The organism is Halobacillus sp. K22 (assembly GCF_052246795.1).
GTDB lineage: Bacteria > Bacillota > Bacilli > Bacillales > Halobacillaceae > Halobacillus.
In genome coordinates, this window is record NZ_JBQQCN010000009.1 from 105093 (window position 1) to 118986 (window position 13894).

Below are 13894 nucleotides of genomic sequence, written 5' to 3' on the forward strand. Positions count from 1 at the left end.
TCCTGAATAGTAAGAGGGACAGAGGTAGGAGGGTGTTGAATGTTTGAAAATCCTTTATTGCTGATCGGAATTATTTTAGCTGTCAATATTGTTTATGTATCTTTTTTAACGATGCGTATGATTTTTACGTTAAAAGGCCGACGTTATACGGCAGCTTTTCTCAGCATGTTTGAGATTGTTACCTATATATATGGTCTTGGAATTGTACTTGAGCGTTTAGACCAGATTGAAAATGTTATTGCTTACGCCATTGGTTATGGTCTTGGTGTGATTGTCGGGATGAAGATTGAAGAGAAGCTTGCTTTAGGGTATATTACGGTTAATGTTATTTCTTCAGACCCGGATATTGATTTTACCCGCAGACTCCGTGAAAAAGGATACGGAGTTACGAGCTGGTATGCTTATGGGATGGAAGGTGATCGGCTGGCGATGCAGATCTTAACTCCGCGAAAATATGAGCTCGCTTTGTATGAAACCATTCGCACCATTGATCCAAAAGCATTTATTATAGCTTATGAACCTAAGCAGATTCATGGCGGATTCTGGGTTAAATCCGTTAAGAAAGGAAAGATCCGCGAAGATGCCGAAAAACAACAACAAGAAGCGCTTTGAAGTGCAAGAGCATGAAACCATTGGCCAATGCCTGGATCGTATGAAGAAGGAAGGTTACCTTCCTGTACGACGGGCGGAAGAACCAGTATTTCGTGAAGAGACAAAAAATGGTGAAAAAGTCATGGAACCCGTGAGTAAACGAATTGTTTTTCATGCGGTAAAGGAATAAACACGAACAATCATTAGTTTATAATTTTAAAATGTTCGTTATTTACGTTGACATTTCTTTGTGGCTATTGATATGATGGAAGCAGAAATTGCATAAAAGGAACCTCATATAGGACGGGAATACGGCCCGTTCGTCTCTACCTGGGAACCATAAATTCCCGGACTATGAGGGGAGTCCAAGCATTCTATATCAATCAACAGTCGACACGTATGCCTGTTCAACTCCTCTCATTTTTGAGGGAGTTTGAGCAGGCTTTTTTAATGAAAGAAGGGATAAACATGGCTGAAGTTGGTGTTATCATGGGTAGTATCTCCGATTGGGAGACGATGAAGAATACCTGTGATGTATTAGATGAGTTACAAATCTCGTATGAAAAAGAAATCATTTCTGCCCATCGCACCCCGGAGGATATGTTTACCTATGCGGAACAGGCGAGGGGAAAAGGATTAAAAGTCATTATTGCCGGAGCTGGAGGAGCGGCCCACTTACCAGGGATGGTGGCTGCAAAAACCACTCTCCCGGTCATTGGAGTTCCAGTAGAATCAAAATCTCTTCAGGGACTCGATTCGCTGTTGTCTATTGTGCAAATGCCAGGCGGTGTGCCTGTGGCGACGGTGGCTATTGGAAAATCGGGAGCTAAAAATGCAGGGATTCTGGCGGCGGAAATGATCGGAGCTTTTGAAACGGATACCGCGGAGCGTCTGGATGCGTACCGCAAGCAAATGAAAGATAAAGTCGAAGATATGAGGAGCGATTTACGTGGATCCTAATGTAGTTAGACCAGGTCAGACAATTGGGATACTAGGCGGAGGTCAGCTCGGAAGAATGATGGCCGTAGCTGCAAAACATATGGGGTACCGGATTGCCGTTCTTGATCCTGCCGAAGACTGCCCTTGTGCCCAGGTTGCTGATGAACACATCGTGGGTGCTTATGATGATATGGAAGCCGCTGAACAGCTAAGCGAGCGGAGCGATGTCATTACGTATGAGTTTGAAAATGTAGATTTAGAAGTGGCACGTCTATTTGAAAGCAACGGAAAATTACCTCAAGGCGCTTACTCTTTGGAAGTGACCCAGAATCGATCCAAGGAGAAACAGGAAGCTGTAGCAGCTGGTTTGTCGGTTCCTTTTTACGAAATCGTCGATAGTTATGATCAGTTTCTAGAGGCTCTTGATAAGACTGGTTACCCGGCGGTAATTAAAACGACCAGCGGCGGTTATGACGGTAAAGGTCAGTTGAAGATCGAATATGAAGATGAAGCAGCTAAGGCACGCCAATTTATAAAAGAAGGGCGTACTTATATTGTGGAGCAGTGGGTCGAATTCGATATGGAAATCTCGCAAGTATTTACGCGTGCAGCTGATGGTGAGATTGCGTATTTCCCTATCCCTGAAAATATTCACAAGAATCATATTTTACATGAATCGAGAGTGCCGGCTGAATTGAGCGAGACACTGGTTGACAATGTGCAAGATGCGGTGAAGCGCCTATCGGAGCAGATGGAAATTGTAGGTACTTTTGCCGTCGAAATGTTCGTGAGCGGAGAAGACATTTATATTAATGAAATGGCTCCGCGGCCGCATAACTCCGGCCATTTTACCATTGAAGCCTGTAACGTATCTCAGTTTGAACAGCATGTACGGGCGATCTGCGGGCTCCCGCTGTTACCGGTCCATTCCTTTCCATCAGCCGTGATGGTGAATGTACTGGGTAAACACCGGCAGATCCTGATTGATAAGCTGGAATACTATCGGAATGTTCATTTTCACGATTATGGTAAGAAGGATGCCCGAACACACCGCAAGATGGGACATCTCACATTTATAGGTACTAGTTTAGAAGAGATTGATGAGAGAATCCAAGACAATCAAATACATTTATGGTAGAGACCGAGGAGGAAGACGATGATTGAACGATACACAAGGCCTGAAATGGGGGCTATCTGGACAGAAGAGAACCGCTACGCGGCGTGGCTTGAAGTAGAATTGCTGGCGTGTGAAGCGTGGAGTGAGCTTGGGAATATTCCAAAGGATGACGTGAAGAAATTGAGAGAGAAAGCTTCTTTTGACGTGGAGCGTATTCATGAAATTGAAGCAGAAACTCGTCATGATGTTGTAGCTTTTACCCGCGCCGTTTCCGAAACAGTCGGTGAAGAGCGGAAATGGGTCCATTACGGACTTACATCTACAGATGTCGTGGACACAGCGCTTTCCTATCAATTAAAGCAGGCGAACGCTATTATCCGTAAAGATCTAGTAAACTTTATCGAAATTTTAGGCGATAAGGCACGCGAACATAAGCACACCGTAATGATGGGGCGTACACACGGGGTGCACGCAGAACCTACAACATTCGGCCTGAAGCTGGCTCTATATTATGAAGAAATGAAGCGTAATCTAGAACGCCTGGATCTAGCGATCAAGCACATTGAAGTAGGAAAGCTATCCGGAGCCGTTGGAACGTACGCGAATATTGATCCTTTTGTAGAAGAGTATGTGTGCGAAAAGCTGGGCATAGCACCGGCGCCGGTATCCACACAGACGCTGCAGCGTGACCGTCACGCCCATTACGTATCTACACTGGCTTTAATTGCGACGTCCATTGAGAAAATTGCCGTAGAAATCCGTGGCCTCCAAAAGACAGAAACGCGGGAAGTAGAAGAATTCTTCGCGAAAGGTCAGAAAGGCTCCTCTGCAATGCCGCATAAACGAAACCCAATTGGTTCTGAGAATATGACCGGCATGGCCCGCGTGCTGCGCGGAGAAATGGTGACCGCTTTTGAAAACGTGCCTCTTTGGCATGAACGGGATATCTCTCATTCATCAGCCGAGCGCGTGATTCTGCCGGATGCAACGATGGCCATTAATTACATGCTGAATCGCTTCGCTTCGATCGTTAAAAACTTGACGGTCTTCCCGGGACGGATGCAGGAGAATATGGAGAAAACTTACGGATTGATCTTCTCTCAAAGAGTTCTGCTAACTCTGATTGACGAGGGCATGGTCCGAGAAGAAGCTTATGATCTGGTACAGCCGAAAGCCATGGAATCCTGGGAACGAGGTGTTCCTTTCCGTGAATTAGTAGAAGCGGACGAGCAGATCACAGCAACTCTGTCCGAGTCGCAGCTGGATGCCTGCTTCGATTATAAGCACCACCTGAAAAACGTCGACCGCATTTTCGATCGCATCGGTCTGTAAACTACCAAAAACTGTATGACCTGGTCCTCCATTCATTTACAGACCAGGTCATACATAAATTACCAAATTACCAATCTGTTATTTCTATAATTAAGTGAGGTGTCTATTGATGAAGGGTTCGCTGTTATATGAAGGAAAAGCCAAGAAAGTTTATCACGTGACGGATCAACCGGAACGTTTAATTTTATCTTATAAGAACGACGCCACTGCCTTTAACGGCAAGAAAAAAGATCAATTTGAAGGCAAAGGTCGGCTGAACAACTTGATTACCTCCCGAGTATTTGACTATTTAAAGCTGCATCACATTCCATCCCACTTTATTGAAGCGTTGACCGATACGGAACAATTAGTTGAGAAAACGACCATCATTCCTCTGGAAGTGGTAGTCCGCAATGTCGCTGCCGGAAGCATTACGCGCAGGCTTGGTATCGAAGAAAAAACAACCTTCACCCCGCCGATTGTCGAATTATTTTATAAAAAAGATGAACTGGATGATCCGATCATTAATGACGTTCATGCTTATCATCTGACGGATGTCAGCGAACGTGAATTAACCCGCATCAAAGAAATGGCCCTTACCATCAATGAACACCTGATCGAACTTTTTAAAGAGGCTGGACTTCAGCTTGTTGATTTCAAACTGGAATTCGGACGGCTCGCTGATGGAACGATCGTGCTGGCTGATGAAATTTCACCAGATACATGCCGTCTTTGGGATTTGGAGAGCGGACAGAAACTGGACAAGGATGTATTCCGCGAGGGTATTGGAAACCTGATCGAGACGTACGAACTAATATTACAGCGACTGGAGGAAAACACATGCGCAAAGTAAAGATCTACATCACATTAAAAGAAGGGGTTCTTGATCCCCAGGGGAAAGCGGTACAGAACTCCCTGCATTCTCTTGAGTATAAAAACGTCAGCGAGGTCCGTGTTGGCAAGTATATGGAAGTTATGATGGAAGACACGAACGATATTGAAGAGCAGGTAGACAAGATGTGCGATCAATTGCTTGCGAACCCAGTCATTGAAAATTACACCTACACGATCGAGGAGGTTGTCTAAGTGAAATTTGCTGTCGTCGTATTTCCAGGCTCTAACTGTGATCGTGATATGTACTTCGCTGTTAAAGACGCCCTCGGAGAAGAAGCAGATCTCGTCTGGTACCAGGAAGCGGATTTGAGTTCGTATGATGCAGTCCTGCTGCCGGGCGGATTCTCTTATGGAGATTATTTGCGCTCAGGAGCCATCGCGTCTACTTCGGATGTGATCAGTCAGATCCGTGCAGCAGCGGAAGCGGGCAAACCGGTACTTGGTGTATGTAACGGATTCCAGATTCTGCTTGAGATGGGGCTTTTGCCAGGAGCTATGTTATCCAATAAGCATCTGAAATTCATGTGCCATTTTGAAACATTAAACGTGGAAAATGCAGAGACCATGTTCACACGTGACTATGAAGCGCAGGAAAAAATCAGCATCCCGATCGCCCATGGCGATGGAAACTATTATTGTGATGAAGCCACTTACCAGGAACTGAAAGAGAACCGTCAGATTGCTTTCACGTATGAAAACAATCCCAACGGCTCTGTAGGTAATATTGCTGGAATTACGAATAAAGCAGGTAACGTGCTCGGCATGATGCCTCACCCGGAACGAGCAGTGGAAGCTCTCGTTGGAAATGAAGACGGACTGCGTTTGTTCCAGTCTATTTTGACACATTGGAGGAATAACCATGCCATCAAAGCTTGAAATCAGCCCGGAGCAGATTGAACAGCAAAAGCTTTACAGTGAAATGGGACTGAGGGACGAAGAGTATGCTTCGATTAAAGGCATTCTCGGCCGCCGCCCGAATTATACAGAAACCGGTCTATTCTCCGTTATGTGGTCGGAGCATTGCAGTTATAAAAACTCCAAACCGCTTCTAAGAAAATTTCCAACTGAAGGACCGCAAGTACTGCAAGGCCCGGGTGAGGGAGCGGGAATCATTGATATCGGCGATGAACAGGCAGTGGTTTTCAAAATTGAAAGTCATAACCACCCTTCTGCTGTTGAGCCTTACCAGGGTGCAGCGACCGGCGTCGGCGGTATTTTAAGAGACGTCTTTTCGATGGGGGCACGTCCAATTGCCTTACTCAATTCGCTTCGCTTTGGATCACTGGAACAGCCTCGCGTTAAATACCTGTTCGAAGAGGTAGTTCGCGGAATCGCAGGCTACGGCAACTGTGTCGGTGTTCCGACAGTAGGCGGAGAGGTTCAGTTCGATAATGCCTACAACGGTAATCCGCTTGTAAACGCTATGTGTGTCGGGTTGATCGAACACAAGGATATTCAAAAAGGAATTGCTGCCGGGATTGGCAATACGGTTATGTACGTCGGAGCTAAAACCGGAAGAGATGGCATTCACGGGGCTACGTTTGCCTCCGAAGAGCTTTCCGAAGAATCCGAAGAGAAGCGTCCTTCGGTACAAGTCGGCGATCCATTCATGGAAAAACTACTTATTGAAGCTTGTCTGGATGTTATTCAGCACGAAGCTCTTGTAGGTATTCAGGATATGGGCGCGGCAGGTCTTACTTCATCGGCCAGTGAAATGGCCAGTAAAGCCGGGACGGGCATGACGATGAACCTTGATCTGATCCCGCAGCGTGAACTGAACATGACGCCATATGAAATGATGCTGTCTGAGTCTCAGGAACGTATGCTGCTTGTCGTCGAAAAAGGACGCGAGGAAGAAATTGCCCAAGTGTTCCGTAAATACGACCTGGAAGCCGTAGCGGTCGGAGAGGTTACCGATACGAAACGCTTCCGTCTGGAACATCAAGGAGAGGTAGTGGCAGATGTACCGGTGGACAGTCTGGCAGAGGATGCACCTGTCTATCATCAACCATCTGCAATTCCGGCTTACTATAATGATTTCCAGGCAATGGAGCCTTATGTGCCAACCGTAACGGATTATCAATATACGCTTCATAACCTCCTTCGCCAGCCAACAATCGCCAGTAAAGAATGGGTTTACGACCAGTATGATTCCATGGTCCAGACGAACACGGTCGTATCTCCAGGATCAGATGCAGCCGTGTTACGCGTGCGGGGTACTGATAAAGCCCTCGCCATGACGACCGACTGTAACTCCCGCTACATTTATGTAGATCCGGAAGCAGGCGGAAAAATTGCTGTCGCAGAAGCAGCCAGAAATATTGTCTGCTCCGGTGGACGACCGCTTGGACTGACAGACGGTTTGAACTTCGGCTCTCCGGAAAATCCAGAAATCTTCTGGCAGATGGAAAAGAGTGTGGACGGGATGAGTGCAGCCTGCAATGAACTGAGTACACCCGTCATCAGCGGCAATGTTTCCTTGTATAACGAATCCTTTGGAGGTCAGGCCATCTATCCGACACCGATTGTCGGCATGGTCGGTCTCATTGAACAGACGGCCCACATCACTACGTCGTATATGAAGCAAGCCGGCGATGTGATTTATATCGTTGGAGAAACGAAGGCGGAATTCGGAGGAAGCGAACTGCAGGGGCTGCTCGAAGCACGCCATTTCGGCCCGGCACCAGTCATCGATTTACAAATAGAAGCTCAGCGTCAGAACCAGGTGTTGACTGCGATCCGTTCCGGTCTCGTTCAGTCAGCCCACGATCTTGCAGAAGGCGGACTAGGAGTAGCGCTTGCAGAAAGCCTGTTTGATAAAGAATTAGGCTGTGAGGTGACCATCGAAGGTGATCCAACCACTGCTTTATTTTCAGAAACTCAATCCCGCTTTCTACTGTCGGTAAAACCGGAAGATAAGGAAGCTTTTGAAAAATTGATTCCTGAAGCCCGTGCGATCGGAAATGTAACAGAAGACGGGGTGTATCGTATCCTGTCAAACGATCAAGTCATTTTGGAAGATCAGACAACGAAGCTTAAACAAACGTGGAAAGGAGCGATCCCATGCCTGGTGAAATCAAAGGTTTAAACGAAGAGTGTGGTATTTTCGGGGTGTGGGGGCATCCTGATTCTGCTCAGCTGACGTATTATGGTCTGCATGCTTTGCAGCACCGCGGTCAAGAGGGTGCTGGGATTGTCACGACAGACGGGGAACAAATGAAGCTCCATAAAGGACATGGACTCATTAATGAGGTCTTCTCCCAGAATCAGCTCCAGGAATTAAAAGGCCATGCTTCTGCCGGACATGTCCGCTATGCGACAGCAGGCGACGGCGGCTACGAAAATATTCAGCCGCTGGTCTTCCGGTCTCAGACGGGCACTCTCGCTCTTGCTCATAACGGGAATTTGGTCAACGCGCAGGCACTCAAAAGCCAGCTCGAAGGACAGGGAAGTATTCTCCAGACTACGTCTGATACTGAGGTGGTCGCTCACTTAATTAAAAGATCACGCCACCTTCCTCTCGATGAAGCCATTATGGAGGCTTTGTCTATGATTAAAGGAGCCTACGCTTTCTTATTAATGACAGAGGATCAAATGTTTGTCGCGAATGACCCACGGGGTCTGCGTCCGATCAGCCTTGGACAAATGGGCGATGCCTGGGTGGTCTCTTCCGAAACATGCGGGTTCGATGTGATCGGAGCCACACACGAACGTGAAGTGAAGCCTGGCGAACTTGTGGTCATCTCGAATGAGGGAGTAGAAGCAAAACGCTACGCTTCGCCGATTCAGCGGACACTTTGCTCGATGGAATATGTCTACTTCTCAAGACCTGACAGCAACCTGGACGGAAAAAACGTGCATGCCTCACGTAAACGAATGGGGAAGGCGCTTGCTAAAGAAGCCCCGATAGAAGCGGATGTAGTTACTGGAGTACCAGATTCAAGTATTTCAGCAGCGATCGGCTATGCGGAGGAATCCGGCATTCCTTATGAGCTCGGACTCATTAAAAACCGTTACGTAGGCCGTACCTTTATCCAGCCTTCTCAAGAGCTCCGTGAGCAAGGGGTCAAGATGAAGCTGTCAGCGGTACGCGGCATTGTGGAAGGGAAGCGGGTAGTTATGGTCGATGACTCCATTGTGCGAGGAACGACCAGCCGGCGCATTGTCAAAATGCTGAAGGAAGCTGGAGCCAGCGAAGTTCACGTGCGCATCGCTTCTCCGCCGATTAAAAACCCTTGCTATTATGGCATTGATACGGCGAACAGTGGTGAATTAATTGCCTCTAACCGTTCGGTAGAAGAAATTGAAGAGCAAATTGGCGCTGATAGTCTGACTTTCCTTAGTCCTGATGGTCTGAACGAAGCCATCTATCAAGGAGAGGAATCGATCGAACACGGAGGGTGTATGGCCTGCTTCACGGGTAATTACCCGACAGAGATTTATCCGAATACCGCACATCCGTATGAAAAGCTGTAGAGAAATGGGGGAACCTCGATGAGTGAATCATATAAACAGGCCGGTGTAGATGTGGAAGCTGGCTACGAATCCGTCGAGCGCATGAAAAAGCATGTGCAGCGAACGATGCGTAAAGAAGTGATGGGTGGTCTTGGTGCTTTTGCCGGACTGTTCGATATTAGTGAAATGAATTATGAGCATCCGGTTCTCGTCACTGGAACGGATGGCGTAGGAACGAAGCTGAAACTCGCCTTTGACATGAACAAACATGATACGATCGGGGTGGATGTTGTTGCGATGTGCGTCAACGATATTGCGGCTCAGGGAGCAGACCCCCTTTTATTCTTAGATTACATTGCCTGTGGAAAAAATGAACCGGCGCGTATCGAACAGATCGTCAAAGGAATCGCAGATGGCTGTGAACAATCAGGCGCGGCTCTGATCGGCGGGGAAACGGCCGAAATGCCTGGCATGTACGAGCAGGATGAATACGATCTTGCCGGTTTTGTCGTTGGTATGGCCGATAAAAAGCAGCTGGTAACCGGCGAAGCGATTCAAGCAGGTGACGTGCTTATCGGTCTTTCTTCGTCAGGTGTGCACTCTAACGGTTTTTCACTTGTACGAAAAATTATCGAATCAAGTGAGCTTTATCTGAACGAAGTCTATCCCGAATTCGGGCGCCCGCTTGGAGAAGAGCTTCTCACCCCGACACGGATTTATGTCCCGGCGCTCGGGAGGTTAAAACAGGCGGTCACCATCAAGGGCATTGCTCATATTACAGGTGGCGGTTTTTATGAAAATATTCCGCGCGCACTGCCTGAGGGACTTGGAGTTCAGGTCGACCGGACTAGTTGGTCGGCGCCTTCCATCTTCACTTTCTTGCAGAAATATGGACAGCTAACCGAGGAAGACATGTTCGGTGTGTTTAACATGGGCATTGGTATGGTTACGGTTGTATCGAAAGCGGAGGAGGAAGAGGCACTTGCTGCCTTGCAGGAAGACGGAGAGACACCCGTTGTTATCGGACAGGTTACAGATGAGGAAGGAATTCAATGGTTATGAGGAATTTAGCGGTTTTTGCCTCAGGCACAGGTTCGAATTTCGACGCCATCGTCCAAGCCGTTGAAAGAGGAGATCTTGAAGCGAACATTTCTCTTTTGATCTGTGATCGTGTCGGAGCTCCCGTTATTGAAAAAGCCCAGCGCCATGATATTGATACCGTCGTTTTTACTCCAAAAGTGTATGAAAACAAAGCGGCCTACGAAGCAGCTCTTCTTGAAGACTGCCGCTCCAGAAACATTGATTACATCGTGTTAGCTGGCTATATGAGACTGCTCGGCCCGACGCTCCTTAAGCCTTATCAGAACCGAATCGTAAACATTCATCCTTCGCTGCTCCCGGCCTTTCCAGGTAAAGATGCGATTGGCCAGGCGCTCGATAAAAAAGTGAAAGTTACCGGTGTTACGGTGCATTTTGTTGATGAAGGCATGGATACCGGACCGATTATCGATCAGGAAGCGATCCGCATCAAAGATAGCGATACGGAGGAAGATGTGAAACAAAAAATTCAGGCGGTCGAACACCGGCTGTACCCAGAAGTTATTCAGTCTTTACTGGTCAAGGAGGAATCGAAATGAAGAAACGCGCCTTACTCAGCGTATCAAATAAACAAGGATTAACAGAATTTGCGAAGCAGCTGCATGAACTAGACTACGAACTAATCTCGACCGGCGGGACGAAGCGAACGATCGAAGAAGCAGGTATCCCGGTGCTGTCGATTTCTGAAATTACCGATTTCCCTGAAATTATGGATGGGCGTGTCAAAACTCTTCACCCGGCCGTTCATGGCGGTCTCTTAGCCAAGCGTGGCAATGAAGACCACATGCAGCAGCTGGATGAACTGGAGATCCAGACCATTGATCTGGTTGCCGTTAATTTATATCCATTCAAGGACACAATTGCTAAACCAGGAGTGACGGAAGCGGACGCTATTGAGAACGTAGATATTGGCGGCCCGACGATGCTGCGGGCAGCAGCGAAGAGCTTTGAAGATGTAGCAGTTGTTGTGGATCCGTCCGACTATGAGGAAGTGATTGCCGGTTTGAAAGATGAACTCACCTATGAAAAACGCCGGAACCTTGCAGCGAAAGTCTTCCGTCATACGGCTAACTACGACGCAATGATTGCAGAATACTTTACCGCTCAGACAGAAGAAGCTTACCCGGAAACCTACACAGCTACGTACGAGAAAGTACAATCCTTACGTTATGGAGAAAACCCGCATCAATCCGCAAGCTTTTATAAAAAAGCAAATTTTGAAGGCGCCTCTCTTGCCCAGGCAGAACAGTTGAACGGCAAAGAGCTATCGTATAACAATATCCAGGATGCCAACGCAGCGCTTGAAGTCGTACTTGAATTTGAACAGCCGGCAGCTGTTGCTGTAAAACATATGAATCCGTGCGGTGTAGGCGTTGGTGAAAACATATATGAGGCGTACGTTAAGGCCTACGAAGGAGATCCTGTCTCCATTTTCGGTGGTATTGTAGCTTTGAACCGTGAAGTGGACGAGGCCACAGCCGCAAAATTAAAAGAGATCTTCCTTGAAATTATCATTGCACCTTCCTTCAGTCAGGAAGCTCTGGACCTTCTGACGAAAAAGAAAAATCTGCGCCTGCTTACCATTGATATGAAAAAGGCGGAGCAGCAGACCCATAAGCTTACCAGTGTAAGTGGAGGTCTTCTTGTTCAGGATACTGATGAAGGTTCTGTTGATGTAACTGAACTTGAAGTAGCGACCAGCCGGAAGCCGACCGATCAGGAGCTTCATGATTTGAAGCTGGGCTGGAAAGTAGTGAAGCATGTGAAATCGAACGCGATTGTTATTGCTAAAGGCGACCGTACACTTGGTGTAGGTGCGGGTCAAATGAACCGTGTAGGAGCTGCAAAGATTGCTCTTGAGCAAGCAGATGAACAGGCGGAAGGGAGCATTATGGCTTCTGATGCCTTCTTCCCGATGCCGGATACGGTTGAAGCAGCAGCTGAAGCCGGCGTTACCGCTATCATCCAGCCAGGCGGTTCAAAAAGGGATCAGGATTCGATTGAAGCCTGTGACAAGCACGGAATCGCCATGGTATTTACAAGAATGCGTCATTTCAAACATTAAAGGAAGAGGTGGACAGGAATGAAAATCATGGTCATCGGTCGCGGTGGAAGAGAGCACAGCCTGCTTCGTAAGTTCTCAGAAAGTGAACAGGCGACGATGCTTTATGCCGTACCTGGAAATGCGGGGATGGAAGAACTGGCTGAGCGTGTAGCTATACCGGAAACCGATCAGGAGGAACTGGTTCGCTTTGCAAAAGATAACCACGTCGACCTGACGGTGGTCGGTCCTGAAAATCCACTGCTTGAAGGAGTCGTTGATGCTTTTCAGGAAGCGGGTTTAAAGGTTTTTGGACCTGGTAAACAGGCTGCACTGATAGAAGGAAGTAAACATTTTGCGAAACAGATTATGGAGCAATATGAGATTCCGACCGCTTCCTATCAGGCATTCACGGACGCTGAGCCTGCTATCGAGTATATTAAAGAAAAAGGGGCTCCGATTGTCGTGAAAGCCGATGGTCTGGCTGCAGGCAAAGGGGTTGTCGTTGCAGAAACGGAAGAGCAGGCGATCGGCGCCGTTGAAGAGATGCTTGGCGGCCAGTTTGGTGAAGCCAGTGAAGAAATTGTCGTCGAAGAATTTTTGCAGGGGAAAGAGTTTTCCTTAATGGCTTTCGTCCAGGGGGACAATGTGTACCCGATGATTCCTGCAAGAGATCATAAGCGGGCTTTTGACGGAGATCAGGGTCCGAATACGGGCGGAATGGGGGCTTATGCTCCCGTGCCTGAATTAGAAGAAGGAGCGTATCAAACAGCGGTTTCTTCTATCCTGGAGCCGGCGGCGCGAGCTCTTGTAAAAGAAGGACGTTCGTTTACCGGAATTTTGTATGCTGGACTGATTGAAAGTCCAGCGGGGCCAAAGGTGATTGAGTTTAATGCGCGCTTTGGAGATCCCGAGGTTCAGGTGGTTCTGCCACTGCTTGAAAATGATCTTGTGCAGGTGATCATGGATGTTCTTGAAGGCAAGGACCCTGAACTTGCCTGGTCGAACGAGGCATGCGCAGGTGTGGTCGTCGCTTCGAGCGGATATCCGGGGGGATATGAGAAAGGGCGGCCGTTACCTGTATTAAAAGCAAACGATCACGCGTTTACGATCCACGCCGGTACGGAAAAGGACGAAGAAAGTTATGTATCCAGCGGCGGGCGCGTCCTGCTTGTAGGAGCTAAAGATAAAAATCTGGCCCGGGCACTGGATGGCGTTTATGATTATTTGAACTGTTTTGAAGGGTTCTCTGACTTTTTCTATCGCCGTGATATCGGACGCTCATCGATTTCTTCGACGGACACCTAGATAAAATAGGGCCGCAATCGAACCGATGATCGTGATGACAACGAATCCGACATCTGTTAAATATTCCATAAAGTCCATTGATTTCATCCTTTATAAGAAGGACGGGGATTGCCCCGTCCTTTTTTTATTTCGGGATCAAC

At 47.6% G+C, this 13894-nt stretch carries 15 protein-coding genes and 1 riboswitch; of the genes, 14 read left to right on the top strand and 1 reads right to left on the bottom strand.

Features of this window, described 5'->3' with window-relative positions; translation table 11 throughout:
* The first annotated feature begins 39 nt into the window (after positions 1-39).
* From ACTWPM_RS08860 to purD, 14 genes are all read left to right on the top strand, one after another.
* Positions 40-612: a DUF2179 domain-containing protein gene (locus ACTWPM_RS08860; RefSeq protein ID WP_443132697.1), complete on the top strand. Its 573-nt coding sequence runs from the start codon at positions 40-42 to the stop codon at positions 610-612.
* Positions 581-781 (top strand): NETI motif-containing protein, encoded by a 201-nt coding sequence (locus ACTWPM_RS08865; RefSeq protein ID WP_443132698.1) that lies wholly within the window; start codon positions 581-583, stop codon positions 779-781. Before ACTWPM_RS08860 ends, ACTWPM_RS08865 begins: the two co-directional genes overlap by 32 nt.
* Positions 782-865: 84 nt before the next feature.
* A riboswitch (purine riboswitch) is annotated at positions 866-966 on the top strand.
* A 93-nt stretch (positions 967-1059) separates the two neighbouring features.
* The gene (gene purE / locus ACTWPM_RS08870; protein ID WP_443132699.1) at positions 1060-1551 is read left to right on the top strand and encodes a 5-(carboxyamino)imidazole ribonucleotide mutase; all 492 of its coding nucleotides are present in this window, start codon (positions 1060-1062) and stop codon (positions 1549-1551) included.
* Entirely contained in the window at positions 1541-2668 is a 1128-nt protein-coding gene (gene purK, locus ACTWPM_RS08875; protein WP_443132700.1) for a 5-(carboxyamino)imidazole ribonucleotide synthase, read from the top strand. Before purE ends, purK begins: the two co-directional genes overlap by 11 nt.
* A gap of 18 nt (positions 2669-2686) precedes the next feature.
* Positions 2687-3979: an adenylosuccinate lyase gene (purB, locus tag ACTWPM_RS08880; RefSeq protein WP_443132701.1), complete on the top strand. Its 1293-nt coding sequence runs from the start codon at positions 2687-2689 to the stop codon at positions 3977-3979.
* A gap of 109 nt (positions 3980-4088) precedes the next feature.
* Positions 4089-4811: a phosphoribosylaminoimidazolesuccinocarboxamide synthase gene (gene purC, locus ACTWPM_RS08885; RefSeq protein WP_443132702.1), complete on the top strand. Its 723-nt coding sequence runs from the start codon at positions 4089-4091 to the stop codon at positions 4809-4811.
* The gene (gene purS, locus ACTWPM_RS08890) at positions 4799-5044 is read left to right on the top strand and encodes a phosphoribosylformylglycinamidine synthase subunit PurS (protein WP_089754368.1); all 246 of its coding nucleotides are present in this window, start codon (positions 4799-4801) and stop codon (positions 5042-5044) included. Before purC ends, purS begins: the two co-directional genes overlap by 13 nt.
* The gene (gene purQ, locus ACTWPM_RS08895) at positions 5045-5728 is read left to right on the top strand and encodes a phosphoribosylformylglycinamidine synthase subunit PurQ (RefSeq protein ID WP_443132703.1); all 684 of its coding nucleotides are present in this window, start codon (positions 5045-5047) and stop codon (positions 5726-5728) included. It begins immediately after the preceding gene.
* Entirely contained in the window at positions 5712-7940 is a 2229-nt protein-coding gene (purL, locus tag ACTWPM_RS08900) for a phosphoribosylformylglycinamidine synthase subunit PurL (RefSeq protein ID WP_443132704.1), read from the top strand. Before purQ ends, purL begins: the two co-directional genes overlap by 17 nt.
* Positions 7916-9328: an amidophosphoribosyltransferase gene (gene purF / locus ACTWPM_RS08905; RefSeq protein WP_443132705.1), complete on the top strand. Its 1413-nt coding sequence runs from the start codon at positions 7916-7918 to the stop codon at positions 9326-9328. Before purL ends, purF begins: the two co-directional genes overlap by 25 nt.
* Before the next feature lie 18 nt (positions 9329-9346).
* Positions 9347-10369 (top strand): phosphoribosylformylglycinamidine cyclo-ligase, encoded by a 1023-nt coding sequence (gene purM, locus ACTWPM_RS08910; protein ID WP_443132706.1) that lies wholly within the window; start codon positions 9347-9349, stop codon positions 10367-10369.
* Positions 10366-10944 (top strand): phosphoribosylglycinamide formyltransferase, encoded by a 579-nt coding sequence (gene purN, locus ACTWPM_RS08915; protein ID WP_443132727.1) that lies wholly within the window; start codon positions 10366-10368, stop codon positions 10942-10944. Before purM ends, purN begins: the two co-directional genes overlap by 4 nt.
* Positions 10941-12470, top strand: coding sequence for a bifunctional phosphoribosylaminoimidazolecarboxamide formyltransferase/IMP cyclohydrolase (gene purH, locus ACTWPM_RS08920; RefSeq protein WP_443132707.1), 1530 nt, complete (start codon positions 10941-10943; stop codon positions 12468-12470). The genes purN and purH overlap by 4 nt, the downstream gene beginning before the upstream one ends.
* Before the next feature lie 18 nt (positions 12471-12488).
* Positions 12489-13754 (top strand): phosphoribosylamine--glycine ligase, encoded by a 1266-nt coding sequence (gene purD, locus ACTWPM_RS08925; RefSeq protein WP_443132708.1) that lies wholly within the window; start codon positions 12489-12491, stop codon positions 13752-13754.
* Here purD and ACTWPM_RS08930 read toward each other — a convergent pair.
* A complete protein-coding gene (locus tag ACTWPM_RS08930) occupies positions 13728-13832 on the bottom strand; it encodes an EYxxD motif small membrane protein (protein ID WP_443132709.1) in 105 nt (34 codons plus the stop codon). The genes purD and ACTWPM_RS08930 overlap by 27 nt on opposite strands.
* Positions 13833-13894: the final 62 nt, after the last annotated feature.